This is a genomic window from Romboutsia sp. (genome assembly GCF_051659545.1).
Taxonomy (GTDB): domain Bacteria; phylum Bacillota; class Clostridia; order Peptostreptococcales; family Peptostreptococcaceae; genus JBOFOR01.
This window is the reverse complement of record NZ_JBOFOR010000097.1, coordinates 1-25,644: the sequence shown is the minus strand read 5'-3', so window position 1 is coordinate 25,644 and position 25,644 is coordinate 1. Positions and strand designations below refer to the sequence as shown.

General features: G+C 28.4%; 27 protein-coding genes. 19 read left to right on the top strand and 8 right to left on the bottom strand.

Annotation, left to right across the window (positions count from 1 at the left end):
- Positions 1 to 30: 30 nt before the first annotated feature.
- From ACRC03_RS05855 to ACRC03_RS05835, 5 genes are all read left to right on the top strand, one after another.
- Positions 31 to 1,065: a BMP family lipoprotein gene (locus tag ACRC03_RS05855; RefSeq protein ID WP_438651622.1), complete on the top strand. Its 1,035-nt coding sequence runs from the start codon at positions 31 to 33 to the stop codon at positions 1,063 to 1,065.
- Positions 1,066 to 1,432: 367 nt separating this feature from the next.
- A complete protein-coding gene (locus ACRC03_RS05850; protein ID WP_438651621.1) occupies positions 1,433 to 3,658 on the top strand; it encodes an ATP-dependent helicase in 2,226 nt (741 codons plus the stop codon).
- Between the two features lie 89 nt (positions 3,659 to 3,747).
- The gene (locus ACRC03_RS05845) at positions 3,748 to 5,046 is read left to right on the top strand and encodes a M18 family aminopeptidase (protein ID WP_438651620.1); all 1,299 of its coding nucleotides are present in this window, start codon (positions 3,748 to 3,750) and stop codon (positions 5,044 to 5,046) included.
- Positions 5,047 to 5,063: 17 nt separating this feature from the next.
- The gene (locus ACRC03_RS05840) at positions 5,064 to 5,807 is read left to right on the top strand and encodes a patatin-like phospholipase family protein (RefSeq protein WP_438651619.1); all 744 of its coding nucleotides are present in this window, start codon (positions 5,064 to 5,066) and stop codon (positions 5,805 to 5,807) included.
- A 165-nt stretch (positions 5,808 to 5,972) separates the two neighbouring features.
- Positions 5,973 to 6,566, top strand: coding sequence for an AAA family ATPase (locus ACRC03_RS05835; RefSeq protein ID WP_438651618.1), 594 nt, complete (start codon positions 5,973 to 5,975; stop codon positions 6,564 to 6,566).
- Positions 6,567 to 6,753: 187 nt separating this feature from the next.
- Here ACRC03_RS05835 and ACRC03_RS05830 read toward each other — a convergent pair whose 3' ends face one another.
- The 4 genes from ACRC03_RS05830 to ACRC03_RS05815 all read right to left on the bottom strand — a co-directional run bounded on the left by ACRC03_RS05830 (position 6,754) and on the right by ACRC03_RS05815 (position 8,114).
- A complete protein-coding gene (locus ACRC03_RS05830; RefSeq protein WP_438651617.1) occupies positions 6,754 to 7,137 on the bottom strand; it encodes a HEPN domain-containing protein in 384 nt (127 codons plus the stop codon).
- Positions 7,127 to 7,453 carry a nucleotidyltransferase domain-containing protein gene (locus ACRC03_RS05825; protein WP_438651616.1) on the bottom strand — a complete coding sequence of 109 codons (327 nt, stop codon included), beginning with the start codon at positions 7,451 to 7,453 and terminating at the stop codon, positions 7,127 to 7,129. Before ACRC03_RS05825 ends, ACRC03_RS05830 begins: the two co-directional genes overlap by 11 nt.
- A 176-nt stretch (positions 7,454 to 7,629) precedes the next feature.
- Entirely contained in the window at positions 7,630 to 7,836 is a 207-nt protein-coding gene (locus tag ACRC03_RS05820) for a helix-turn-helix transcriptional regulator (protein ID WP_438651615.1), read from the bottom strand.
- Positions 7,836 to 8,114, bottom strand: a complete 279-nt coding sequence (locus tag ACRC03_RS05815; RefSeq protein WP_438651614.1) for a DUF3796 domain-containing protein — start codon at positions 8,112 to 8,114, stop codon at positions 7,836 to 7,838. The genes ACRC03_RS05820 and ACRC03_RS05815 overlap by 1 nt, the downstream gene beginning before the upstream one ends.
- 361 nt (positions 8,115 to 8,475) lie before the next feature.
- Between ACRC03_RS05815 and ACRC03_RS05810 the strand changes: the two genes are divergently transcribed.
- A complete protein-coding gene (locus tag ACRC03_RS05810) occupies positions 8,476 to 9,000 on the top strand; it encodes a peptidylprolyl isomerase (protein ID WP_438651613.1) in 525 nt (174 codons plus the stop codon).
- A 187-nt stretch (positions 9,001 to 9,187) separates the two neighbouring features.
- Here ACRC03_RS05810 and ACRC03_RS05805 read toward each other — a convergent pair whose 3' ends face one another.
- Positions 9,188 to 10,783 (bottom strand): putative manganese-dependent inorganic diphosphatase, encoded by a 1,596-nt coding sequence (locus ACRC03_RS05805; RefSeq protein ID WP_438651612.1) that lies wholly within the window; start codon positions 10,781 to 10,783, stop codon positions 9,188 to 9,190.
- Between the two features lie 136 nt (positions 10,784 to 10,919).
- On the opposite strand from ACRC03_RS05805, the gene ACRC03_RS05800 reads away from it, so the two are divergent.
- Together ACRC03_RS05800 and adhE are read left to right on the top strand one after the other, a co-directional pair.
- Complete coding sequence (locus tag ACRC03_RS05800; RefSeq protein ID WP_438651611.1) at positions 10,920 to 11,516, top strand: DUF4230 domain-containing protein; 597 nt, start codon at positions 10,920 to 10,922, stop codon at positions 11,514 to 11,516.
- Positions 11,517 to 11,785: 269 nt separating this feature from the next.
- The gene (gene adhE, locus ACRC03_RS05795) at positions 11,786 to 14,425 is read left to right on the top strand and encodes a bifunctional acetaldehyde-CoA/alcohol dehydrogenase (protein ID WP_438651610.1); all 2,640 of its coding nucleotides are present in this window, start codon (positions 11,786 to 11,788) and stop codon (positions 14,423 to 14,425) included.
- Between the two features lie 101 nt (positions 14,426 to 14,526).
- On the opposite strand, the gene ACRC03_RS05790 is transcribed toward adhE, so the two are convergent.
- Complete coding sequence (locus ACRC03_RS05790) at positions 14,527 to 14,859, bottom strand: hypothetical protein (protein ID WP_438651609.1); 333 nt, start codon at positions 14,857 to 14,859, stop codon at positions 14,527 to 14,529.
- 258 nt (positions 14,860 to 15,117) lie between these two features.
- Complete coding sequence (locus ACRC03_RS05785; RefSeq protein WP_438651608.1) at positions 15,118 to 15,369, bottom strand: hypothetical protein; 252 nt, start codon at positions 15,367 to 15,369, stop codon at positions 15,118 to 15,120.
- Between the two features lie 84 nt (positions 15,370 to 15,453).
- Here ACRC03_RS05785 and ACRC03_RS05780 point away from each other — a divergent pair, with 84 nt between their 5' ends.
- The 7 genes from ACRC03_RS05780 to ACRC03_RS05750 all read left to right on the top strand — a co-directional run bounded on the left by ACRC03_RS05780 (position 15,454) and on the right by ACRC03_RS05750 (position 21,006).
- Positions 15,454 to 16,182 carry a YkgJ family cysteine cluster protein gene (locus tag ACRC03_RS05780; protein ID WP_438651607.1) on the top strand — a complete coding sequence of 243 codons (729 nt, stop codon included), beginning with the start codon at positions 15,454 to 15,456 and terminating at the stop codon, positions 16,180 to 16,182.
- Between the two features lie 12 nt (positions 16,183 to 16,194).
- A complete protein-coding gene (locus tag ACRC03_RS05775) occupies positions 16,195 to 17,106 on the top strand; it encodes an MBL fold metallo-hydrolase (RefSeq protein WP_438651606.1) in 912 nt (303 codons plus the stop codon).
- A 50-nt stretch (positions 17,107 to 17,156) separates the two neighbouring features.
- The gene (locus tag ACRC03_RS05770; protein ID WP_438651605.1) at positions 17,157 to 17,945 is read left to right on the top strand and encodes a GTP pyrophosphokinase; all 789 of its coding nucleotides are present in this window, start codon (positions 17,157 to 17,159) and stop codon (positions 17,943 to 17,945) included.
- A gap of 180 nt (positions 17,946 to 18,125) precedes the next feature.
- Positions 18,126 to 18,818, top strand: coding sequence for a metallophosphoesterase (locus tag ACRC03_RS05765; protein WP_438651604.1), 693 nt, complete (start codon positions 18,126 to 18,128; stop codon positions 18,816 to 18,818).
- A gap of 90 nt (positions 18,819 to 18,908) precedes the next feature.
- Positions 18,909 to 19,778: a hypothetical protein gene (locus ACRC03_RS05760; protein ID WP_438651603.1), complete on the top strand. Its 870-nt coding sequence runs from the start codon at positions 18,909 to 18,911 to the stop codon at positions 19,776 to 19,778.
- 150 nt (positions 19,779 to 19,928) lie between these two features.
- Complete coding sequence (locus ACRC03_RS05755) at positions 19,929 to 20,489, top strand: 5' nucleotidase, NT5C type (protein WP_438651602.1); 561 nt, start codon at positions 19,929 to 19,931, stop codon at positions 20,487 to 20,489.
- Between the two features lie 31 nt (positions 20,490 to 20,520).
- Positions 20,521 to 21,006 carry a hypothetical protein gene (locus ACRC03_RS05750; RefSeq protein WP_438651601.1) on the top strand — a complete coding sequence of 162 codons (486 nt, stop codon included), beginning with the start codon at positions 20,521 to 20,523 and terminating at the stop codon, positions 21,004 to 21,006.
- Positions 21,007 to 21,070: 64 nt separating this feature from the next.
- Here ACRC03_RS05750 and fba read toward each other — a convergent pair whose 3' ends face one another.
- Positions 21,071 to 21,934 carry a class II fructose-1,6-bisphosphate aldolase gene (gene fba / locus ACRC03_RS05745; RefSeq protein WP_438651600.1) on the bottom strand — a complete coding sequence of 288 codons (864 nt, stop codon included), beginning with the start codon at positions 21,932 to 21,934 and terminating at the stop codon, positions 21,071 to 21,073.
- A gap of 235 nt (positions 21,935 to 22,169) precedes the next feature.
- Between fba and ACRC03_RS05740 the strand changes: the two genes are divergently transcribed.
- From ACRC03_RS05740 to ACRC03_RS05725, 4 genes are all read left to right on the top strand, one after another.
- Positions 22,170 to 22,499 carry a DUF1904 domain-containing protein gene (locus tag ACRC03_RS05740; RefSeq protein ID WP_438651599.1) on the top strand — a complete coding sequence of 110 codons (330 nt, stop codon included), beginning with the start codon at positions 22,170 to 22,172 and terminating at the stop codon, positions 22,497 to 22,499.
- Positions 22,499 to 23,221, top strand: a complete 723-nt coding sequence (locus ACRC03_RS05735; protein ID WP_438651598.1) for a pseudouridine synthase — start codon at positions 22,499 to 22,501, stop codon at positions 23,219 to 23,221. The genes ACRC03_RS05740 and ACRC03_RS05735 overlap by 1 nt, the downstream gene beginning before the upstream one ends.
- A 27-nt stretch (positions 23,222 to 23,248) precedes the next feature.
- Complete coding sequence (gene rlmD / locus ACRC03_RS05730) at positions 23,249 to 24,601, top strand: 23S rRNA (uracil(1939)-C(5))-methyltransferase RlmD (protein ID WP_438651597.1); 1,353 nt, start codon at positions 23,249 to 23,251, stop codon at positions 24,599 to 24,601.
- Positions 24,602 to 25,212: 611 nt separating this feature from the next.
- Positions 25,213 to 25,380, top strand: coding sequence for a hypothetical protein (locus ACRC03_RS05725; protein ID WP_438651596.1), 168 nt, complete (start codon positions 25,213 to 25,215; stop codon positions 25,378 to 25,380).
- The last annotated feature ends 264 nt before the right edge of the window (positions 25,381 to 25,644 follow it).

The following is a 25,644-nucleotide window of genomic DNA, read 5'->3' as shown; positions in this document are numbered from 1 at the left end:
ATAAAAAATATTTGTGGGGGGATATTAAATATGAATAAATTTATAAGGTCATTAACTGCGGTTACTATGACGATGATGCTATCTATAGGGATGGTAGGATGTAGTTCGACAGACAAAAAAGAGGGACAAGATAGTGAAAAACCAAAAGAAAAAGAGTATTCTGTAGGGATAGTACTTGGAGAAGGGGGAGCTAATGACCAAAGTTTTAATCAATCTTCTCTAGAGGGATTAGACAAAGCTAAAAATGATTTAGGAATAAAAGGTACATATTTAGAATCAAATCAAGATGCTGATTATGCTCCCAATATAGAAACCTTTATAGATCAAGATGTAAATTTAATAATAGGAGTAGGATATACTACATCAACAGCAATGCTAGATGCAGCTAAACTTTATCCAGAAAAGCAATTTGTAATAATAGATCATAACTATGAAGAAGAAGGAACAGAAATACCTGCTAATATGCTATGTGTAACTTTTGACGAAAGAGAAGCTGCTTATTTAGTAGGATTAATAGCATCAAAAATGAGTGAAACTAATAAAGTTGGGTTTATAGGTGGTATGAAAATACCTAATATAACTAGATTTGAAGAAGGATTTAATGCAGGGATTAAAGCTGGAAATCCAGACACAAAACTATTATCTCAATATGCAAACTCATTTGATGATGCAAGTTTAGGAAAATCTATAGCAAATCAAATGTATTCAAATGGAGCGGATGTTATATTCTCAGCAGCAGGTGGAGTAGGAACTGGAGCAATAGAATCAGCTAAAGAGAAGAATAAATACGCTATAGGAGTAGATATGGACCAAAATAATCTAGCTCCAGATAATGTAATAACTTCAGCTATGAAAAGAGTGGATATTGGTGTATTTGATATAATATCAAAAGCTAAAAAAGGCGAGTTCGATGGAGGAAAAGCTGTAGTATATGGATTGAAAGATGATGCAGTAGGTATTGCACCAACTACAAGTAAAAATGTACCGAAAGAGATACTTGATTTGGTAGAAGATCAAAAGCAACAAATTATAGACGGAAAAATAAAGGTAGAGATAGAAAAATAAAATTAAATTATATATATATCTTCTAACTAAAATATTACATCATTTAAACTAAGTTAGTTTTATTGATTGAATATATCACCAATAGTAACAGGCTCTAATAATGTAGAATTATTCTTAGAATATATATATATATATATATAAAGATACATGCATGTAGCTTTAAAGCTATATGCATGTATCTTTTTTTTATTGGAAATAAGAGATATAATATATATTGATGTTAAAAAAAAATGTCAAAATTTAATAATATAGAGATTTTAGATTTATGGAATATTGGAAAAGATTAAGATATGAGTTTATTAAAATTTGAACAAATCTTTGATATAGATTAGAATATATTTATATGACTGTAAACAGGAGGAATATTATGAATTTAGATACATTAAATCCTGCCCAAAGAGAAGCTGTAGAAAAGACAGAAGGACCTGTACTTATACTAGCTGGAGCTGGATCAGGGAAGACAAGAGTTTTAACAACAAGAATTGCTCACCTTATAGAAGATAAAGGTGTACAAGCTCCAAATATATTAGCTATAACTTTTACCAACAAAGCTGCAAATGAAATGAGGGAGAGGGTAGAAGAAACATTAGAAGATACAGATACAAAGGATATGTGGATAAGCACTTTCCACTCATGCTGTGTGCGTATACTTAGAAAAGATATAAACAGAATCGGATATAATAGAAGTTTTGTTATATATGATAGTTCAGACCAAGTAACGCTAGTTAAGGACTGTTTAAAAGAATTAAATTTAAGTGATAAGGTATTTGAACCTAAGGTGATTATCAGTACTATATCGGGAGCTAAGGATAAATTATACAGCCCTAAGCAATTTAAAGCTATGCACTTAAGTGATAATAGAATGAGTAAAATAGCAGATATATATGCCTTATATCAAGATCGTTTAAAGAGAAATAGTGCCTTAGACTTTGATGACTTAATATACAAAACAGTGGAATTATTCAAATCAGATAAAGAGGTATTAGACTTCTATAGAAGTAGATTCAAATATATAATGGTAGATGAGTATCAAGATACTAGTAAAGCGCAATATGAGTTAGTAAAATTATTAGCAAGAGAGCATCAAAATATCTGTGTAGTTGGAGATGATGACCAAAGTATATACGGATGGAGAGGCGCTGATATTAGAAATATACTTGAGTTTGAAAAAGATTATGAGGATGTTCATATAGTCAAATTAGAGCAAAACTACAGATCTACTCAAGTTATACTAGATGCAGCGAATACTGTTATATCTAATAATATTGAAAGAAAAAGGAAAAAACTTTGGAGTGAAAAGAAAGAAGGAGAGCTAATAAAGATACAATTATCTGAAGATGAAATAGATGAATCTGATTTTGTAGCAAATATGATAGCAAAAATATCTAGAGAGCAAAACAGAACTTATAAAGATTTCGCTGTACTTTATAGAGCTAATGCACAAGCTCGTCCAGTAGAAGATGCCTTAAATAGAAGTCAAATACCATACAATATATATGGTGGAACTAAATTCTACGAAAGAAAAGAAATAAAGGACTTAATAGGTTATCTAAGAGTTATACAAAACCCTCAAGATGATATATCTTTAAAAAGGATAATAAATGTACCAAGAAGAGGAATTGGCCTTAGAACTATAGAAAAAATAGAAGATAGAGCTAGTTTAAAACAAGAAAGTATGTACTCTGTACTTATAGATATAGAATCCAACTCAGAGATATCAACAAAGGCTAGAAATAGTATAAGTGGATTTGTTGATACGGTAGGAACGCTAAGAACTATAAAAGAAGTATATCCTGTTAGTAAGTTAATAGAAAAGGTATTAGAAACGACAGGATATTTAGATGAATTATCTAAAGAAAAAAGTGAAGAAGCTCAAGATAGAATAGATAACTTAAAAGAATTTATATCTATTGCTATAGAGTTTGAAAAAAGTAGTGAAGATCAAAGCTTAGAAGAATTTTTAACAGGAGTAGCACTTACATCTCAAAGTAGTGAAGATGAAGAAAATGATAAAGTATCTTTAATGACTATTCATACATCTAAAGGACTAGAATTCCCTGTAGTATTTTTAGTGGGTATGGAAGAAGGTTTATTCCCAATATCTAGAGCAATAAGATCTATGAATGAATCAGATATAGAGGAAGAAAGAAGACTTTGCTATGTTGGTATAACTAGAGCAAAGGAAATACTATATATGACTTTAACTCAAAAAAGAACTTTATATGGTAGAACTAACCCGTCTATAGCATCTAGATTTATGGAAGAATTGCCAAAAGAATGTATAGATAAGCTTAATAAAATGGAAAAAGAATTAACTTATTCGAAAGCAAATTACAATGTATTAGATAAATATAAACAAAAATACATGAACAATGTAAATAAGTCAACAATAGCTAACCAAGTAAATGCAACAGTAAAGGATACTACTAAAGAAACTAATCCAGATGACATAATACTTGGAACTAAGGTACATCATCCTAAGTTTGGAGTAGGAACTGTAGTAGGTATGATGGGAAGCGATGTTACTATAGCCTTTGACCAACAAGGAATTAAAAAAATAAACAAAGAATACACTACTTTAGATATACTATAAAAAATATAGTTTATGGCTAAAAATTATTTACTAAAAATAATTTTTAGCCATAAATATTAAAAAAATCTTACATATTTAAGGAGAGTAAAATGGAACAAATAAAATTTGCAAAAAATCTTATAGATTTTATTTATGAAAGCCCTACATCTTTTAATGCAGTAGAAACATCAAAACAACTTTTAGAAAACAACGGATTTGAAGAAGTTGACCTATGTAATAAGTGGAGTTTAGAAGTTGATGGTAAGTATTATATAACTAAGAATTCTTCAGCAATAATTGCATTTACAGTAAACTCAAAAAATATAGAAAAAGAGGGTTTTAGAATAATAGGTTCTCATTCTGATTCACCAACATTTAGAATAAAGCCAAAAGCAGAAATATCAGTAGAAAATACTTATTTAAAACTAAATACAGAATGTTATGGTGGTCCTATACTTAATACTTGGTTAGATAGACCTTTAGGCATAGCGGGAAGAGTAGTTCTAAAAAGTGATAACATTTTAAAACCTAAAGAAAAGATAGTAAACCTAGAAAAACCTCTATGTATAATACCTAATATAGCTATACATATGAACAGAACTGTAAATGAAGGGTATGCTCTTAACAAACAAAAAGATATGTTACCTTTAGTAGGATTATTAAATGATTCATTAGAAAAGGATGACTTTTTATTAAATGAATTAAGTAAAAATATAAAGGTAGAAAAAGAAGATATAATAGACTTTGATTTATTCTTGTATGAATTTGAAAAAGGAAGCTTAATAGGTCCCAATGAAGAATTTATATCAACAGGAAGATTAGACAATCTATCTATGGCTCATGCGAGCTTACATGCGTTAATAGATTCAAAAGGACAACATGGAGTAAATATAGTAGCAGTATTTGATAATGAAGAAGTAGGAAGCTCTACTAAACAAGGTGCTGATTCTAACATGTTATTAAATATATTAGAGAAAATTTGTTTATCTTTAAATAAAGATAGAGAAGATTTTTTAGCAGCAATTTACTCGTCTTTCATGATATCTGCAGATTTAGCACATGCACTTCATCCGAACTTAACAGAAAAACACGATCCTACAAACAAACCAGTAATGGGAAAAGGACCAGTTATAAAAATAAATGCTAATCAAGCATATACAAGTGATGCTCAATCTATATCTGTTTATAAAACTATATGTAAAGAAGCTAATGTAGAGTATCAAGAGTTTGTAAATAGGTCAGATGAAAGAGGGGGAAGTACTATAGGTCCAATATCATCTACTCATTTAGATATACCATCAGTGGATATAGGAAGTCCAGTATTAGCAATGCACTCTATAAGAGAATTAGGTAGTGTTAAGGATCATTATAGTATATATAAAACATTCAATAAATTTTATGAGATATAAACTAAGGAGAGAAACTTATGAAAATAGGATTATGCCTATGTGGAGGCGGAGCTAAGGGAGCATATCAAGCTGGAGTAATAAAAAGCCTTCATAATAAAGGAGTAAAGTTTGATGCTATATCGGGCACATCTATAGGTGCAATAAATGGGTACTATATATTCACAGAAAATGTTGAAAAGTTAGACAATATGTGGACAAGTATTGAGCCTACTAGTGAAAACGGTATCAAAATAGTGGATAACACTGTGGATAATTCATATGCAATAGATGGATTAAAAACACTTATCAACAAAAAACAAGATAACATGGATTTTTATGTGAACTATATAGAAATAGAAAATAGAAGATTAAAAGAAAAGGTAGTTAACTTATCGGAGTTGAATTATGAAGAAGGATTAGATAGTATAAAGTATAGTGCGTTATTACCTTTTAATCCAAAAGGAACTTTAGATATGAGAAATCAGTTTGAAAATGACGTAGTAGAAGGATTATATGATGGCTATAAGCTTGATGGTGGATTAGTGAATAATACTTTAATCAAGCCCTTGATTGATAATAATATGGATAAGATAATAATAATATCCACAAGATATGATTATGAATTACCAGAGGAAATAGCAAATGAAGCTAAAGATAAAGAAATAATTATAGTTAGACCTAAAACCGTATTTGCGAAAAATGATACACTAAGATTTGAAAAAGAATTTTGCGAAAAAATATACTATGAAGGCCTAGAAATAGGAAATAGTATAAATATATAAGCTTAAATCTATAAATAAAAAATTCGCTTTGCTAATTGCTAAAAATATGAACATTTTTATGTTAATAAATAGAATTGTATTAAAAACATTGAATAAACTCATAAATGTTAGTATAATATAAAAGTTCCTTAAAATTAGAAAATAATACATGGAGTTGATATAAATATGGCAACTAAGAGAATAGCAGTTTTAGGTGGTCCTAGATGTGGAAAAACTACATTAATACAACATTTATACGTTGAAATGAAAATAGCAGGATTAAATGCAGGATATGCCCTAGAATATTCAACAGAATATTTAAAAGATAAAGGTATGATAGAAACTATATCAGAGCAATATGGAATTTATTTAGGTCAAAAGAAATTAGAAGACGAATTATCTACATTTGATTATGCTCTTACAGACTATGCAACTTTTGTACCTTACATATATGGAAGATTTATGTTAGGTAACAAAACTAGAAGTAAAAAAGAAATACAAATTTTAAAAGATTTATACTGTTTAGCAATAGAAGATATACAAAACTATGACATGATAGTATATGTTCCTAGAGAATTTGGATATGTTCAAGACGGAGTAAGATGGCAAGCAGAAGACATAGCTTTACAAATAGATGAAGCTATATTAAACTTCTTAAAATCTGAAAATGTAAACTATGTTGAAGTAAAAGGTTCAACTAAGGAAAGAGCTAAGCAAATATTAGATTTATTAGAGGTAGAATACCAAGATACACCTCAATTAAATGAAGAAGAGAAATAAGCTACTATAATATGTAGCCCACAAAGGATCAATTTATATAAGTTTTCCTTCCAGCAGACAAAATTCGCCGAAGGCTCATGTCGCCGACAGGTCGCTCAAAGCTGCAAGGTCGGTGCAACTTACATAAATTGCTCCTTTACTCATGAGCTATATATGGTTTAAAGATTAGCTACCGCTATAAATCTCATTATTTCACAATGTTTGAAATAAATTGTTTAATATTATTTGCACTTTCTATAGCTTTTCTCATATCATATACTTCTAAATCGATATGAAATGGATATCGTACATGAACACCATAATCAACTAACTCTATACAATCATCTTCTAGTTGATTAAATTCACTATTATACTTGCAACAAATTTTATTCAGAATAGTTAAGTCATGAGTTCTTAGAATTTCACCACCATTTAAAGCAATATATCCTTTGAGATATTTTTCTGCACTTTGTTGGCAATGATAACAAATTATCTCTAAAGGTAATGGTTTCATATTCAATAAAAACTCTGCCGATTTTAAGTCATTTTGAGCAAACATAAACCATTCATTTGAAATATCTTTATTGTTCATATAAGCTTACTCCTTCATATGCAATCTTATGCTCCATACTTGATAATACAATAGCTCTATCGTTAAACTCATTTTTTTCATAAACAAGTGTATCTACTGGAATATTTGCAGTTTTAGATATAGCTTTTCTTATTTTTTTTATTAAATCTCTTTTTCTAATATTGCTATCATTAGTTAGGATGCAAAGATCTAAATCACTATTACTATCGGGATTTCCGTAGGCATAAGAACCAAATAAATAGATTCTATTTATATCTGCAACCTTATTTATTTCTTCAATTATACTATCTATTTCTTGTTGTATATTTTGTGGCATATATTACACCTCATCTTTGTTAATTTATATTTACTTCTATTATATACATAGGAGTATGCAATTTACACATCATTATTAACATTTAATTTAAAATATTGTTCTCTTAAGGTTATTTAATTGATAAATTAGAATTTATTTCGTAATATATTAAATTTGAGAAGAATTATTATATTAATTTACTCATCTTTTATATACTCAAAAATCTCCTCGATACTTACATTAAATATATTAGCAATATCAAATGCTAATTTTAATGATGGGTTATATTTCCCATTCTCTAAATTGCCTATAGTTTCTCTTCTAACACCTACTAAAGATGCAAGTTCACCTTGGTTCATATTATATTTTGCTCTAAATTCTTTCGTTTTTGCTCGAATTGTCATTATTCTAATCCCTTTTCTAATATTGAAACTTTATTAGAAATCATTCCTAATGCCATCGATATTGATAATGATGTAAGAGTTAAGAAAAAAGCTGGGATACATGATTTCTTTAAATTTTCTTCAAATAATTCATCAGGAATAACATTTAAATATTGGAAAAATACAAAGAATGCAAAAAAACTATAGAATTCTTTTTTTCCTGTATAGATTCCAATTAATCCTATAAAACCTAAAATACCAAAAAAACCAAGCTTATTTATTTCATTAAATTTTTTCATTTATACCACCCCTTTATTAACGAATGTTATATATTTTTATCTTCTTGTTATAAATATATAACATTTGGGAAAAATTTGCAATAAAATAAAGCATATATATGCTTTCAGCTGTATTGAATAGAAGTATTGCTTTATATTGGATATACTGCTAGATATTACGGAGCAAAGGAGGTATTTATGTAAGCTGCACCGCCCTTGCAGCTTGCCTGCTGGAAGGAAAGCTTATATAAATACCTCCTTTGCGGGCTATATACTAGAGAAAAATAAATAGAAAGTTAAATTTATAGGGAAAATTATACACAATATAGTATATAATATATAAGGTAATACATAAAACTAAGCAAATGAAAGGAAGATTAAAATGGAAATTAAAAACCCAATAGTAACTATAGAAATGGAAAATGGAAAGAAAATAGTAGCAGAATTATACCCACATATAGCTCCTAACACTGTTAAAAACTTTGTTACATTAATAAATCAAGGATACTACAACGGAGTAGGATTCCACAGAGTTATACAAGGATTTATGATACAAGGTGGATGCCCAAATGGAAATGGAATGGGTGGACCAGGACATTCTATAAAAGGTGAATTTAGCGGAAATGGATTCACTAACAACTTAAAGCACGAAGCTGGAGTATTATCAATGGCTAGAACTAATTTCCCAAACTCAGGTGGTTCTCAGTTCTTTATAATGCACAAAAACTCTCCACACTTAGATGGACAATATGCAGGATTTGGTAGAGTAATAGAAGGAATGGACGTAGTAAATGAAATTGCTGCAACTTCTGTAGATAGATCTGACAGACCAGCAGCTCCACAAGTAATGAAGAGTGTAACTGTTGATACTTTCGGTGAAGATTATTCTGATGTAGAAAAAATGTAATTAATTACTTATAATTACGTAAAATAAACTATTTACAATATTAATAGTTTATTTTAAAATGATATAGATAATAAATTCTAAAACACACAAAAATACACCAAGATATGAAGCAAGATGTTTAAAAGATTTAAATAAACATTATAAAAAGAAAAAGGAAGGTTTTAACCTTTCTTTTTCTATGCTTATATTACATATTTTTAACAGATGTAGTTAAATTTGGAACTAATTGTTTCTTTCTAGAAACAACTCCTTCTGCAAATACACCTTGAGAAGCTTCAACATTAAATGCTTCAGAGATAACTTTATCATCTGCATTGTATATTAAGTAAGAACCTTCTTTTATTATATCCGTTATAGCAAGAACCAACATATCGTAATCTGTTGAATTTATATAAGATAAGAACTCATCTTTTTTAGCAAATATAGAATCTATATCTAATGTAAATACCTGACCTATACCAACTCTTTTACCGCTCATATTAAACTCTTTAAAGTCCATATTTACTATTTGTTCTATACTAAATTCATCTAAAGATGTTCCAGTTTTAAACATTTCCATAGCATAGCTTTCCATATCTACTTTAGCGATTTTACTTAATTCTTCACACGCAAGTTTATCCATGTTAGTAGTAGTTGGAGATTTGAATAATAATGTATCTGATAATATAGCAGATAATAAAAGTCCAGCTATTTCATAAGGAACTTCTACATTATTTTCTTTGTACATTTGATATACTATAGTACATGTACAACCAACAGGCATAACTCTAAATGACATAGGAACATCAGTGCTTATTCCACCTATTTTGTGATGGTCAACAACTTCTACTATATTAGCTTGTTCTATACCATCAGCACTTTGTGCATATTCGTTATGGTCAACTAAAACTACATTTTTCTTAGTTGGATTTAAAAGATGTCTTCTAGAAACTAATCCTAAGAATTTATTGTTATCATCAACTACTGGATAAGCTCTGAAGTTTGTACTTAACATAGTTTCTTTTACATCATCAGCGTAGTCACTTTCATTAAATGTAACTAAGTTATCAGTAAGTATTATGTTACTTAAGAAAGTACATTGGTTTATTAAGTTAGAAGCTTTATACGTATCGCAATCAACTGAAATGATAGATACTTTATTCTGCTTAGCTAAAGCTAATAAATCTTCCGATACTTTCGTTTTACCAGTTAAGATAACCAATTTAACTTTTGTATCTATAGCATATTCAATAACATCGTATCTATCTCCAACTATAGCTATATCACCCTCTAATAATACATCCATTACATTATCCATTCCGAATGATAAAGTAACAACTCTACCTTTTATTTCTTCAGAACAGTTTACAAGAACTGAACCATTAAGATTATTACAGATGTTAGTTACAGAAGTATGTACAGTATTAAAATGTTGATGAAGAAGGCTTTTTGCTATTTCCTGCATAGTAGCTAAGCCTATAAATTCTCCACCTTCAGAAATTATAGGAATAGTTTTAACACTTGAATCATTCATTATATCGTAAGCTTCTAATATAGATGAATGTGGAGTTAAAGGAAGCGACTTGTCGTAGCTTAAGTCCTTAACTTGAATTTTTACGTTATTTAATATTTTAGGTGCATCTACCTTAAAGTAGTCTAATGCATATTTTGCTTCTTTTCTTATTTCTCCTAATGCATAAGGTACAGCATCTTCACCTAGTGCTTTTTTTAGGTGAGCAAATGAAATCGAGGAACATATAGAATCGGTATCTGGATTCTTATGTCCGAAAACTAATAAAGTCATTTTTAATACTCCTTTCATAATTTAAATATAATTAATTTGATAAAAATAAATATTTAATATTAATAATTAATAATTGAGTTCTACTATAAATATATTTATTAATAATAAAAATATTATATCAAAAGGAGGAAAAGATTTGTTACAAAAACAAAAAAAAATTAAGAAAGTACATATATTATTACCTATTTTTATACTAATGATAACCAGTGGATACCTTATATATAAATACAATATAAATAAAAAAATATATATGGAAGATACGAGAGTATTAAACACCATAAGCCAAGTGTTAGATTTAAATACTGTTAGATATAATTACAGTAATATAGTAACTATAAAAAAAGATAAAAGTATTAATAATATAAAAATACCATTTACAGAAAAATCTTTCATCATTAAATACAATGGAGTAATAAATGGAGGGATTACCTCGAAGGATATAAAGATAATAAATAACAATGGAAAAGAAATAACTATAGAAATAAAAAATTGCAGAATACTACAACACTATATAGATGATAAAAATATTTATGTATATGATGTTAAAAGTTCTATTTTTAATAAGTTAGATATTCAAGAAGTTTTAAATGATATAAATAAGTACAAAAGCGAGTATGAAGAAAAACTTATAAAAGAAGGTTTTTTAAATGAAGTTCAGAAAAAAACAAAAATGAGTTTAGAAAATATGTTATTGAATATGGGATACAAAAAAGCAACTATTATTTACAAATAATATAAGAAAAGAAAAATTGATTGTTTTTTAACTAACGATGTCATAAGGTGAGTTAAAATATATATTAAAATAATGGTTAATAAAGTACTGAAAAAATTAGAAATAAGACTAAAAAGTACGAAAATAAAATAAAAACGTTTTCAAAAAATAAAATAAACAAAAAATATTGACACAATTAGTCCGAGGATGTATTATTGAATTACAAAATGTTTGTTAAATAACTAACACAGTTTTACATAAATTTCAAAATACACTTAGGGGGAAATATTATGACTACAAAGAATACAAAACAAGCTAAAGCAGTAGAAGTAAAAGAAGAATTTAGTGTTGAAAATATGATAAATGAATTAGTGGCAAAAGCAACAGCTGCTAAAGAAGCTATGTTAAATTTAGATCAAGAAGCGGTAGATAAAATAGTAGCTGAAATGGCTAAAGCAGGTCTTGATAAGCACATCGAGCTTGCACAGATGGCAGTAGAAGAAACTGAAAGAGGTATATTTGAAGATAAGGTAACTAAAAATATATTCGCAACAGAGTATGTTTATAATAGTATAAAATATTCGAAAACAGTTGGTGTAGTAGAAGAAAATGAGTTAGAAGGATATACAATGGTTGCAGAACCAATAGGTGTTGTAGCTGGAGTTACACCTGTAACAAATCCAACATCAACAACAATGTTTAAATCGTTAATAGCTATAAAAGGAAGAAATCCAATAATATTCAGCTTCCATCCATCAGCTCAAAAATGTTCATCAGAGGCTGCTAGAATATTAAGAGATGCAGCAGTTGCAGCGGGAGCACCTGAAAATTGTATACAATGGATAGAAGTACCATCGCTAGAAGCATCAAGTGCATTAATGAAGAACAATGGAGTTTCTTTAATATTAGCAACTGGAGGACCTGGAATGGTTAAGTCAGCTTACTCTTCAGGAAAACCAGCATTAGGAGTTGGAGCAGGTAACGTACCTTGTTTCATAGAGAAATCTGCAGACATAAAGCAAGCAGTAAATGACTTAATACTATCTAAGACATTTGACAACGGAATGATATGTGCATCTGAACAAGCTGTTATAGTTGAAGAATGTATATATGATGAAGTAGTAGGATTAATGAAAGGATACAACTGTTACTTTGTAAATGCAAAGGAAAAAGAATTATTAGAAAAGACAGTTATAAATCCAGAAACTAAGTCATTAAACCCTAATATAGTAGGAAAGAGCCCATATACAATAGCTCAAATGGCAGGATTTGAAGTACCTAAAGATGCTAAAATGTTAGTAGCTGAAATAGGTGGAGTAGGACATGACCATCCATTATCAAAAGAAAAATTATCTCCAGTACTTGCTTGTATAAAAGCTAAGAATGCTGAAGAAGGAATACAAAGATGTGTTGATATGACTGAGTTCGGAGGTTTAGGACACTCTGCAGTTATACATTCATATGATGATGAAGTAATAAATGAATTTAGTAGAAGAGTTAGAACGGGTAGATTATTAGTAAATTCACCATCTACTCACGGTGCAATAGGTGATGTATATAACGTAAATACACCATCATTAACATTAGGATGTGGATCTATGGGTAACAACTCAACTACAGATAACGTATCAGCTGTAAACTTAATAAATCTAAAGAAAGTAGCTAAGAGAAAAGTAAATATGCAATGGTTCAAAGTACCTGAAAGAGTATATCATGAAGTAGGAGCAATACAATACTTAGAAAAATTACCAGAAGTAAATAGAGTTATGATAGTAACTGATAGAATGATGGTAGAATTAGGATATGTTAAGACTTTAGAGCACCACTTAAGAAAGAGAAGAAACCCAGTTATGATAGATATATTTGCAGATGTAGAACCAGATCCATCTGTAGATACAGTATTAAATGGTGCAGAAGCTATGAGAGCATTCAAGCCAGATACAATAATAGCTTTAGGAGGAGGTTCAGCAATGGACGCTGCTAAGGGTATGTGGTTATTCTACGAAAACCCAGAAGCTAACTTTGATGATTTAAGATTAAAATTCATGGATATAAGAAAAAGAGTATTCAAATTCCCTAAATTAGGAAGAAAAGCTAAGATGGTAGCTATACCAACAACTTCAGGAACAGGTTCAGAAGTTACATCTTTCTCAGTTATAACTGATAAAGTAAATAACATAAAGTATCCTTTAGCTGACTATGAATTAACTCCAGATGTTGCTATAATAGATCCAACATTTGTTTATACAGTACCAGCAGCAGTAACTGCAGATACAGGTTTAGATGTATTAACTCATGCTATAGAAGCTTATGTTTCTGTAATGGCGACTGATTATACAGATGCTTTAGCTATGAAAGCTATACAAATGGTATTTGAATATTTACCAAAATCATATAAAGGTGCAAGTACAGCGCAAGGTAAAGAAGCTAGAGAAAAAATGCACAATGCTTCTTGTATAGCAGGTATGGCGTTTGCAAATGCATTCTTAGGTGTAAATCACTCATTAGCTCATAAATTAGGTGGAGAATTCCACATACCACATGGTAGAGCAAATGCAGTATTATTACCGCATGTAATAGAGTACAATGCAACTTCACCAACTAAGTTTGCTGCATTCCCAAGATACAAGTCTTTCGTAGCAGACAAGAAGTATGCTGAAATAGCTAAAGGATTAGGATTAAAAGCTAACACTACAGAAGAAGGTGTTAAGAGTTTAGTTCAAGCTGTAAGAAACTTAATGAAAGAATTAAATGTTCCAATGACTATACAAGACTGTGGAATAGAAGAAAAAACTTACTTTGCATCATTAGACAGATTAGCTTTAGAAGCATTTGATGATCAATGTACAGGAGCTAATCCAAGATTACCATTAGTAACGGAATTAAAGGAAATCTACGAAAAAGCTTACGGTCAAAAGAAAGCTAAATAAATTAATTAAATATTCAGAAAATTATTATTGACTAATGCATTTAAGTTGAATATAATTTAAGTATAAATAAAAAAGAGATATAGGGGCCTATTAAGGCCCCCTTATTTTTTCTTAAACATACAGACTTTTTCGTGTTCATTCTTTATATTTATGATTGAATCGGTATAATCAACTTCAAAATTAGCGAATGCAGAAAATAAATCTATATCTCTCATTAAGTGTACTGTCATAAGATTACCCATTTTATTTAGTCTAAGTATGATAGCTCTAACAAAAGGGAACTGTATCCTAGAATCAAATAGTTGGTTCTCGCCAACATCTATATCTAAGCTACGATAATTTATGTCTATGAATAAATCTAAGTCATCATCCTCTTCTCTAATTACTCTATAATCAAAATCTATATCCAAATTTAAATTACCTATCTTAATCATATTTACATTCTCCTTACTTAAGTAGTATTTATCCTTAACAATTATAAACCATAAGAAAATAATTAACTATAAAATTTGATTTACCTAATTCAGTAGGTAGTGCTAATTATTATAATAATTATTAATTTTTTGATAAAAATAAAGGAGCCTTCGTTGGGGGAACGAAGGCTCAAAATTGGGGAGATTGAGTTAAATATTTAATTTTGTATTATTATTATGGACAAATAAAATTAATTTATACACTCAAAATATAAAAAATTATCTTTTTTTATTTATAAATTTAGCTCCTAAATATTTTTTTATATCTTCATCAGATGAAAAATCATCGATAAGAATTTCTTTTCCCGTTTCTTCTAATATAACTAAAACTTCACAATCACCTTGTAAGAAGAACTTTATAACAGTTTCCTCTCTAACTTCTCTAGTCTTAGTTATGTTTTTCTTTTGCTTTTCATAGTCCTTAGTATAATAGCTATCCATCATGTTTATTATTTTTGTGTATCGATTCATAAAAGCCTCCTATAATTATTATAAAAAAATGTGTTATAATAATTTTTTGTATTAACCTAATAATTATAACAAGGAGTAATAATAATGACTAGTATAAAAAAGAATGATATTTTATGTTGCATAGATTATTCTAAGCAAAATAGATTATTTTATAAGTTAAATGAAATATACAAAACATTACCAGGTGGAAATTGTAACGGATGTGGTAAGTGTTGTATGGAGTCTGTTGGAATAAATTTAATAGAATTTATAAATATATTTAATTATTTGCAAGATAAGGATGAATTAAGAAAAAAATGCTTAAATAAAGTAATAGACTATTATTTTTTAGAGTATACAGAAAAGAAGCCATGTCCATTTAAAGATGAAGATAATAGATGCTTAATCTATGAAGTAAGACCATTAAATTGCAGATTATTTGGGCATTGGAAAAAAGAAGACTACAATAAAAATCTACATAATGTTACTGAAAGAAATGTAGAATATAAGAATTTTATAAAAAATAAATATAAATTTGATATTAGTGATGAAGTTGTAAATTACAAAATAAAATACTGTGAAGATTTCATACCAGAGAAGTATTATTTAGATAAAGCAACAAGATTAAGTTTTGCTGATGAAATGATGATATTAGACTCAACGGTATACTCTAAAGATATTATTGATATAGAATTTAAAGATAGAGGAATTGTAGAATATTTTATAGATTCTATGTTTAATGAAGATGTATCTTATAATATAAAAATTAAATTATCTAAAAATGAGCATTTAAGAGAGATAGTTCTTTGTAGATTAAAAAAAATATTACTATAAATAGGTGAGAATATGGAGCTTACAAATATAAAGGGAGATACTTATTATATAAAAGGGGGAACTAATACAGGTATATATTTATATAATAATAACGAAGGTCTTGGAATTGATCCAGGACTATGTGGATTAAGACCTAAAAAAATAATGGAAGTATTAGAAGAGAAAAATATAAAATTAAGATATATAATAAATACACATGAACACAATGACCACTATGGAGCTTGCAATGAATTTAAGGAAAAGTATAAAGACTTAAATATATTATCATCAGAGTACTCCAAGTTATATATGGAAAATCCAGAATTATTTTCAAAATATATAATAGGAGGAAAAAGTAATAAATTTATAGATGGAAAATTAAAAAGCAAATCTTTAGAACCTGTAAAAGTTGATGTTGTAATAAATGAAGGTAAGATTAACTTAGATAAGATAGAACTGGATGTGATGAGTTTTAAGGGACATACACCAGGGAGCATAGGTATTATGACTAAGGATAAAGTTCTCTTCGCAGGAGACCTTTTAATTAGTCCTGAAGTGCTTAGAAAATATGATTTCCTATTTACATTTGATATAGAAGAGCAAATAAAATCATTAGAAAAGATTAAAAACATAGATTTTGACTATTTAGTGCTAGGCCATGGAAAAAATGTAATCTCAAAAGAAGAGAGTTATGAACTTATTGAAAAAAATAGACAAGCTTTAGAGAAATATATTAATGAAGTTAGAAAAAATCTATATCCCCCTATAGGACTAGAAAATTTACTCAAAAATATTATAATTAATAACCAATTAAGGTATAATTACAAAGAATATTATTTTTATAAAACATCTTTAGTATCTGTAATTAGTTATTTAGAAGATTTAAATGAAATAGACTATTTACAAAGTGAAGGTGAGTTGCTTTATTATACCCAAAAAAAATAAATTATGATAAAATAAATATGACTGTAAAAATAAAACAAAGGGTGAGCGATATGGAATATGAAAAATGGGATGAAGTATTAGCCCCTTATGATCACGCTGTTGAAGAATTAAAGGTAAAGTTTAAAAATATAAGGAAAGAATTTTTAGCAAAGGGAGAATATTCTCCGATAGAATTTGTGACTGGAAGAACAAAAAAGATAGCATCTATAATATCAAAGGCCAAAAGACTTAATATAGAAAACATAGAAGCTGAAATGGAAGATATTGCAGGAATAAGGATTATGTGCCAGTTCGTAGAGGATATATACACAATAGTAGAGTTAATAAAAACTAGAAGTGATATGTCTATAGTTTATGAAAAAGACTATATTGAAAACTTTAAAAATAGTGGATATAGGAGTTATCATGTAATAATAAAATACCCTATAAACTCAATTGCAGGATCAAAGGAAATTTTATGTGAAATACAAATAAGAACACTAGCTATGAACTTTTGGGCTACTATAGAACACTCTTTAAAATATAAATATGAACATTTTATACCTGAAAACTTAGCTGTAAGGCTAAGAAGGGCAGCGGATGCGGCATTTCTATTAGATCAAGAAATGAGCGAAATAAGAGAAGATATAATGAAAGCTCAAGTGCTATATCAGGTTAAATCAGTGACACTAAGAGATGTTCTGGGCAAAATACAAGAGTTATACAATGTTGGAGAAACACATAAGGCAATACTATATCAAAGAAGATTAGACAAAATAGACAATGAAAGAGATATAAGTGAAATAATACATCTCAAAAAAGAAATAGATCGATTATTGCAACAGTACAAAAAATACTAAAAAAAGAAAAAATATAGTTATCCATATACTTGGATAACTATATTTTTTACAAAAACTTATTTGTTTTTTAGAATAGGTTTATAATATAAGTAACTTTAAATTTGAGATAACGGGTATAGCTATTGGAGGCATGACAACATCGTCGAAAGAGAGCTAATTTTGATAGAAAGGAATAAATGTATGAGTTTATATGCGATAGGAGACTTACATTTTGGGACAACAGTAGATAAACCTATGGATATATTTGGAGAAAATTGGATAGGTCATGAAGAAAAAATTATTGCAAACTGGAAAAGTACAGTTAATGAAAATGATACAGTTTTAGTTCTAGGAGATACATCATGGGCAATAAATATACAGCAAGCTAAAAATGACTTAGATATAATAAATAACCTTCCTGGGAACAAAATATTTGTAAAAGGAAATCATGACTATTGGTGGACAACTGTAACTAGTCTAAATAAAATGTACGATAATATGAAGTTTTTGCAAACTAACTTCTATGAATATGGAGAATATGCTATTTGTGGAGGTAGAGGTTGGATTTGTCCTAACAAAGTTAAGTTTGATGAAGAAGATGAGAAAATTTATATAAGAGAAGAAAATAGAATAAGATTATCATTACAGGCGGCAACAAAAAAAGGATATTCTAAATTTATAGTGATAACTCATTACCCCCCTACAAATGACAGACTTGAAGCATCTTTGTTTACTAAACTTTTTGAAGAATATAAGGTAGAAAAAGTTGTATATGGTCACTTACATGGAAATGAATCTTTTAAAATGGGACTAAGAGAGGATAGAAATGATGTAGGTTATATTTTAGCATCATGTGATTATACCGATTTTGATTTAATAAAAATAATGGATTAATAATTTTAAAAAATGTAAATACTATAGACTAAATGGTTAAAACAAGGAATAGATAATTGTTTTAAAAAGCAAAAAAGGAGATGTTTATAAATGAGATGGATGTTAGTATTCTTATTCTTATATCTTATTCCCTTAATAGTTTTGTTTAAGAATTATAACAATTTTAGAAAGTCTTGTATATATAGTAGTATTTACATTGTATTAGTTAGTACTATAGTTATAACTAATATATACATAAGTGGATTAAATAAAATAAAAGAAGCTATGTACTATCAAAACTATGCTTTCGATAGAAGATATAGTGATAAATATACTTCAAACTTTGAAAAAGATTTTAATCCAAATATAGAGCAAACAGACAAAAAAAATAAGGATAAGGGAAATAATATATCAGAAGAAATTAGAGATTTAGAGAGTAAAGGTAGTATATCTAAAGAAAACATATTAATTAGTGAAAAAGAAACAAATAAGGTTGCTATAACTAATAAAAATAACACTTATAACCTTAAAAAGAGAGATAAAGAACTTGTATTTAATTTTAAAAAGAAAGTTTATGAAATAGAAACAATTGCATTAATACCAATGCGAGAATGTATTCCATATACTCAGAATATAAGTGAAAATCTCAAAAAGTTATCAACCATAAAAGAAGATGTAGAGTATGCTAAGGATATGTGCAAAGATGTAGCTTCAACATATGATAATATTGAGGTACCAACCCTATCTAATGCAGAATATACAAAGGTTGTAGAAAATTCAAGAGATGATGTAAAAAAAGCATATGAATTAAGAGAAAAAGCAATGGATAATGCTATTAAACTTATAAATAGTAAAAATCCAAAATACGTAGGAAAAATAACTGAGTATTTAAATTTATCAGATAAACACATAGCTAGCTTTAAAGAAAGATTAAATGATTTAAATAAAAAAATTGACAAACAAGAAACTATATTTAATTAAAAATAAAATATAAAAATTACTTAAAAGCTTATCTTTTCAGATGAGCTTTTGGTATTATATACATATACTTAAATTATGAATTTTGATTTATAATTTAACATATGATATAATTTGTTAAATTAATAGGTCAATAGCTTGGGGGATGAACAAATGAGTAAATTAAATATATGTATAGATATAGATGGTACTATAACTAGTCCATATCATTTTATTCCATACTTAAATGAACTATATAACAAGAATATAACAGAAATAGAGTGTATTACTTATGATTGGGAAGCCCTATATGGAATGGACATGGACACGATACTAAATGAGTTTCATGAAAATTATTTACATTCGTATGAGGAAGCAAAAATAGTAGACTATGCTAAAGAGATTATAGATAAGCTAAGAGATAATCATAATCTATACTTCGTAACTGCTAGAAATCAAAAATTGACAGATATTACAACAAAATGGTTACATAAGAATGGATTTGCAGAAATAGATGTATATTTGTTAGGAAGTGACTATAAAATAAAAAAGGCAAAAGAGCTAGAATGCCATATATTTATAGAAGACAATCCTTTTAATGCAATGCAACTAGCTAACGAAGATATGAAAGTATTATTAATAGATGCAAACTATAATAAAGATATAGCGCACAAGAACATAACAAGAGTTAATAACTGGATAGACATAGAAAAGTTTATAGAGAGTGTTAATTAAACAGTTATTATACTATGGGGGAGGCGACCTTATGATAGAAATAAAATTAAGAAATAAAAAAGGAAAATTAAATGTAACTAGCAAAGATGTCAAAGAAGTTTTAGGATTGCGCCCTGATTTTGAGTATGTGCAAGATATATCAGAAACAATAAGTCAACCGAATATAATGGCATTTGATTGTCAGTTATCAGAAGATATATTTGATGTTCAAGACATAGAAGAAGTACTAGAAGAACTAGGCGAAGATATAGATGAATCATATTTCAATGTCTTATTTGAAGATGTAAGGGCATACTTAAAAGATGCAACAGATGAAATAGAAGAAGAATTACAAGATAAATACTTACTAGATAATGTGAGATGTTTTTTCAATGTATACAACATAGATGAATCATTTATGGATTTTAAATTTGTATTTATTATAAGTTTTGAAGAAATCAAAATAGCATCACTTACTAACTTATCAGCAATAGTTGGAAAGCGACAATTGATAGGTGCATCTAAATTTTATAGTTAACATAGTAAAGTCCTTAATGCAAAACATTAAGGACTTTACTATGTTATATTACGTAAATTTCAAATTAAGCTTTGTTTACAGAACCGAATAATTCTATTTTTTCTTTAACAGTAGCTTTTATAGCTTCGAATCCTGGAGCTAAAATTTTACGAGGGTCGAAACCTTTAGATTGTAAATCTTTACCAGATTCTATGTACTCGCGAGTAGCTTTAGCAAATGATAATTGACATTCAGTATTAACGTTTATTTTAGATACACCTAATGATATAGCTTTTTGTATCATATCAGCAGGTATACCAGTTCCACCGTGTAATACTAATGGCATTTCTCCTGTAATATTGTTTATAGCCTCTAAAGTATCGAAGCTTAATCCTGCCCAGTTAGCTGGATATTGACCATGTATATTACCTATACCAGCAGCTAATATATCAACACCTAAATCAGCGATCATTTTGCATTCAGCTGGATCTGCAACTTCACCAGTTCCAACAACACCATCTTCTTCTCCACCTATAGAGCCAACTTCAGCTTCTACAGATATTCCTTTAGCGTGAGCTATTTCCACTATTTCTTTAGTTTTAGCTATATTTTCTTCTATAGAGTAATGAGAACCATCAAACATAACAGAAGAGAATCCTGCTTCTATTACCTTTAAAGCTCCATCGTAACTACCGTGATCTAAATGTAATGCTACTGGAACTGTTATGTTTAATTCTTCTAACATTCCATTAACCATACCAACTATAGTTTTGTATCCACCCATGTATTTACCAGCACCTTCAGATACTCCTAATATAACTGGTGAATTGTTTTCCTGAGCAGTTAATAATACTGCCTTTGTCCATTCTAAGTTGTTTATGTTAAATTGACCTACTGCGTATTTACCTTCTCTAGCTTTGTTTAACATTTCTTTTGCAGAAACTAACATATCGCTACCTCCATATAAATTAAATTTTTAAATTAAGTCTATCTGATAACATTATTGCTTACTAAATTTTAAAATTTACCCATCACCTAATATTATAACGTTTTTATAAAAAAAGTACATAGTAAATTGTAATAACATTAAATTAAAAGTATAATAATATTTATAGGCAATATAGATGTAGAAAAAAATTGTATAAATATAAGAGTATTTGATTATAAAGAAGGAAGGAAATATTATGCCCCAAATAAAAATAAGAGGAATAGATGAAAATAAAGTATGTAAAATAAGTGAAAAAATGATTGATGAACTAGTAGATGCAGTTAAATGTCCAAGAGATTATTTTGAAATAGAGTGCATAAAATCAGTTGCAATAAGAAATGGTAAGTTAGCAGAAGTATATCCTTTTGTAGAAGTATCTTGGTTTGATAGAGGACAAGAGATACAAGATATAGTAGCTAAAATAATAACTGATAGTATAAGAAATAACTTAAATATAGAAAGCATGGATTTAGCATTTACAGTATTTGAAAAAGAAAAATACTATGAGAATGGAGAACATTTTTAATGGCTAAAAAATTACGTATAGATAAGATACTTTCAAACGTAGGATATGGAAGTAGAGCAGAAATAAAGATATACTGTAGACGTAAAATGATAAGTGTAAATGGAGAAATCATAAATAGTCCAGGAATTCAAGTAGACCCAGAAAGTGATGAAATATTATTTAATGGTGAGAAAGTAAATTATAGAGAATTTATTTACATAATGTTAAATAAGCCTGACGGATATATATCAGCAACCTTTGATAAACATGATCCAATTGTATTGGATTTAATAGACCAATCTTATCTTGTATTTGAACCTTTTCCAGTAGGAAGATTAGATAAAGATACAGAGGGGCTATTGGTACTTACAAATGATGGGAAGCTTGCTCACAGAGTATTATCTCCTAAAAAACACGTTCCTAAGACTTACTATGCAAAGATAGAAGGTGTAGTTACAGAAGAAGATACAAGGGCTTTTGAAAAAGGAGTAATTTTAGATGATGGATATGAAACTATGCCATCTCAGTTAAACATACTTAAAAGTGATGATATATCAGAAATAGAACTTACTATACATGAAGGTAAATTTCATCAAGTTAAAAGAATGTTTGAGAGTGTAGGCAAAAAAGTAGTATACTTAAAAAGATTATCTATGGGTAAATTGAAACTAGATGAAACGTTAGATTTAGGAGAATATAGAGAGTTGACGGAAGAAGAAATAAGGTTAATAGAAGAAAGATAGATACAAAAACTAGCGGAGGTAATATAGGTGAAGAAAAAAGACATTATTGAATTTGAAGTAGACAAAATGGAGTTTGGCGGAACTTCTGTAAGTCTATATGGAAATAGAGATATACATATGAAAGGCGGGATTACTGGCCAAAAAGTAAGAGCCGCTGTAAAGAGAACAAAAAGTGGGAAAGCTGACGTAAAAATGTTGGAGTTATTAGAAGAATCTCCAATGGAAACTGCTGATACTTGCAAGCATTTTGGACAATGTGGTGGATGTAGTATATTATCAATACCATATGAAAAACAATTAGAAATAAAAGAAAAACAAGTAATGGATTTATTCTTAAATCAAGAGCTACTTGGTTTTCAATTTTTAGGAATACAAGGAAGTCCACAAAGTACTATATATAGAAATAAAATGGAGTATACTTTTGGAGATGAAATGAAAGATGGACCTTTAACTTTAGGTCTTCACAAAAAGGGAAGACATATAGATATAATGACAGTTGATGGATGTTATTTAGTAGATGGAGATTTTATAAAAATATTAACTACTACAGCTGACTATTTCAATGAAAAAGAACTTCCTTACTATAGAACAGTTAACCATAAGGGATACTTAAGACATCTTGTAGTTAGAAAAGGTATTAATACTAAAGAATTAATGGTAAACATAGTTACTTCTTCTCAAATAGATTTTGATATGACTGAGTATAAAGAAAAATTATTATCATTAGGATTAGATGCAGAGCTAGTAAGTATATTACATACTATAAATGATGGACTTGCTGATGCTGTTCAATGTGATGAGTTAAGAGTATTACATGGGAGAACTTATATACAAGAAGAAATATTAGGGCTTAGATTTAAAATATCTCCATTCTCATTCTTCCAAACAAACAGCAAGGGTGCAGAAGATTTATACACTATGGCAAGAGAATTTATAGGAGACCATGCAGACAAAGTTGTATTTGACTTATATAGTGGAACTGGTACTATAGGTCAAGTTATGGCAGGAACTGCTAAAAAAGTATATGGAATAGAGATAATAGAAGAAGCAGTTGTTGCTGCTAATGAAAATGCTAAGTTAAATGGATTAACTAATTGTGAGTTTATAGCAGGAGATGTTGCTAAAACAGTTAAAAACCTAAGAGAAAAGCCAGATTTAATAATAGTTGACCCACCAAGACCAGGAGTTCACAAGGATGCTATAAGAGATATATCTAGATTTGGAGCTAAAGAGATAGTTTATATATCTTGTAATCCAAAGACTTTAGTACTTGATTTAGTTGAATTTAAAAACTACGGATATGAAGTAGAAAAAGTTAAGTGTATGGATATGTTCCCAAATACACCTCACGTTGAGACTGTAGTAAAGTTAAAAAAGTAATTGTAGGTACCCACAAAAGCCTAACTAATGCCACAAAATAATGATTAATCTACAAAAGATAGATTAAAGGCAAGAAAAAGGAAGAAAAAAGCAAGACAAAACGCAAGAAAAATATAATGCAAAATAAAGACTAAAAACAAGACAAACAGAGGGATTAAGCCCAAATAGCTTAGTCTCTTTTTTTATTCACCCTCTTATTTTTAATCATTCTTTTTCCAGATTCTCTTTATTCTTTGACTGGTTTTTTTTCTACTATTTCTTCTGTTTTCTTAATCACACTTTTTTAGAGTTTTTCTACAACTCCTTTTTTATCTATATTCTTTTATGAGCTTTTGCTCAAACTTTATTGGGTGGGGACAAAAATAGAAGCAAGGAATACATAAAGTATAGAAAAAATAGTAAGCAAATGGGAATAGATATAGAGGATGTAGAAGAGTAAAAGGTGCTGAGAAATTAGAATATTTTACTCTTCTACATATATATTACTTTTACTTTAAATAAATGAAAGATTTACTATATAATAGTACTTAGAAAATTACAATCTAAGAGTGGTGGTTTCATATAGTATTTATAACCTTTGTTCCTACTTAGTAGGAAGGAGATGAGCCTATATGGAACAAATGATAAATATTGGTTTAACATTTGTTGTTATTCCATTTATTGTTGGACTAGCTGTAAATTTTGTTTATAGCAAAATAAAAAACCACTCTTCTACTACCAATAGAAAAAGTGGTCTAGACATTGAGCTTAACATAAAACTTAAGTTCAACAAAAAGTAATCTTACTTAATTAAGAAACCACACTCTATTACAGTAGATTGTAATTTCTTTTTTTATTTAATTACCTGTTACTTATATTATATCATTTTTATCAATAAAATAAACAATAAAATATATTGAATTTTAGTAACTATTCAGTCGCTATTAAGTTAAAATAAAATTACTTTTACCTAATAGCGCTTTTTTTAAGGCTAACAATGGACTTATACCATGTTTTTTAGCGGTTCCAATATAAGACATAATGTCTAAAAAATCCTGGCAACC

Excerpts from the sequence above, each read along its gene's own strand:
- ACRC03_RS05740 (WP_438651599.1), top strand. The coding sequence starts at position 22,170 with ATGCCCCAAATAAAAATAAGAGGAATAGATGAAAATAAAGTATGTAAA.
- adhE (WP_438651610.1), top strand. The coding sequence starts at position 11,786 with ATGACTACAAAGAATACAAAACAAGCTAAAGCAGTAGAAGTAAAAGAA.
- ACRC03_RS05735 (WP_438651598.1), top strand. The coding sequence starts at position 22,499 with ATGGCTAAAAAATTACGTATAGATAAGATACTTTCAAACGTAGGATAT.
- ACRC03_RS05765 (WP_438651604.1), top strand. The coding sequence starts at position 18,126 with ATGAGTTTATATGCGATAGGAGACTTACATTTTGGGACAACAGTAGAT.
- ACRC03_RS05850 (WP_438651621.1), top strand. The coding sequence starts at position 1,433 with ATGAATTTAGATACATTAAATCCTGCCCAAAGAGAAGCTGTAGAAAAG.
- ACRC03_RS05835 (WP_438651618.1), top strand. The coding sequence starts at position 5,973 with ATGGCAACTAAGAGAATAGCAGTTTTAGGTGGTCCTAGATGTGGAAAA.
- ACRC03_RS05760 (WP_438651603.1), top strand. The coding sequence starts at position 18,909 with ATGAGATGGATGTTAGTATTCTTATTCTTATATCTTATTCCCTTAATA.
- ACRC03_RS05785 (WP_438651608.1), bottom strand. The coding sequence starts at position 15,369 with ATGAATCGATACACAAAAATAATAAACATGATGGATAGCTATTATACT.
- ACRC03_RS05830 (WP_438651617.1), bottom strand. The coding sequence starts at position 7,137 with ATGAACAATAAAGATATTTCAAATGAATGGTTTATGTTTGCTCAAAAT.
- ACRC03_RS05845 (WP_438651620.1), top strand. The coding sequence starts at position 3,748 with ATGGAACAAATAAAATTTGCAAAAAATCTTATAGATTTTATTTATGAA.
- ACRC03_RS05755 (WP_438651602.1), top strand. The coding sequence starts at position 19,929 with ATGAGTAAATTAAATATATGTATAGATATAGATGGTACTATAACTAGT.
- ACRC03_RS05825 (WP_438651616.1), bottom strand. The coding sequence starts at position 7,453 with ATGCCACAAAATATACAACAAGAAATAGATAGTATAATTGAAGAAATA.
- ACRC03_RS05810 (WP_438651613.1), top strand. The coding sequence starts at position 8,476 with ATGGAAATTAAAAACCCAATAGTAACTATAGAAATGGAAAATGGAAAG.
- fba (WP_438651600.1), bottom strand. The coding sequence starts at position 21,934 with ATGTTAGTTTCTGCAAAAGAAATGTTAAACAAAGCTAGAGAAGGTAAA.
- ACRC03_RS05770 (WP_438651605.1), top strand. The coding sequence starts at position 17,157 with ATGGAATATGAAAAATGGGATGAAGTATTAGCCCCTTATGATCACGCT.
- ACRC03_RS05855 (WP_438651622.1), top strand. The coding sequence starts at position 31 with ATGAATAAATTTATAAGGTCATTAACTGCGGTTACTATGACGATGATG.
- ACRC03_RS05775 (WP_438651606.1), top strand. The coding sequence starts at position 16,195 with ATGGAGCTTACAAATATAAAGGGAGATACTTATTATATAAAAGGGGGA.
- ACRC03_RS05790 (WP_438651609.1), bottom strand. The coding sequence starts at position 14,859 with ATGATTAAGATAGGTAATTTAAATTTGGATATAGATTTTGATTATAGA.
- ACRC03_RS05780 (WP_438651607.1), top strand. The coding sequence starts at position 15,454 with ATGACTAGTATAAAAAAGAATGATATTTTATGTTGCATAGATTATTCT.
- ACRC03_RS05805 (WP_438651612.1), bottom strand. The coding sequence starts at position 10,783 with ATGACTTTATTAGTTTTCGGACATAAGAATCCAGATACCGATTCTATA.
- ACRC03_RS05820 (WP_438651615.1), bottom strand. The coding sequence starts at position 7,836 with ATGACAATTCGAGCAAAAACGAAAGAATTTAGAGCAAAATATAATATG.
- ACRC03_RS05840 (WP_438651619.1), top strand. The coding sequence starts at position 5,064 with ATGAAAATAGGATTATGCCTATGTGGAGGCGGAGCTAAGGGAGCATAT.
- ACRC03_RS05750 (WP_438651601.1), top strand. The coding sequence starts at position 20,521 with ATGATAGAAATAAAATTAAGAAATAAAAAAGGAAAATTAAATGTAACT.
- ACRC03_RS05725 (WP_438651596.1), top strand. The coding sequence starts at position 25,213 with ATGGAACAAATGATAAATATTGGTTTAACATTTGTTGTTATTCCATTT.
- ACRC03_RS05815 (WP_438651614.1), bottom strand. The coding sequence starts at position 8,114 with ATGAAAAAATTTAATGAAATAAATAAGCTTGGTTTTTTTGGTATTTTA.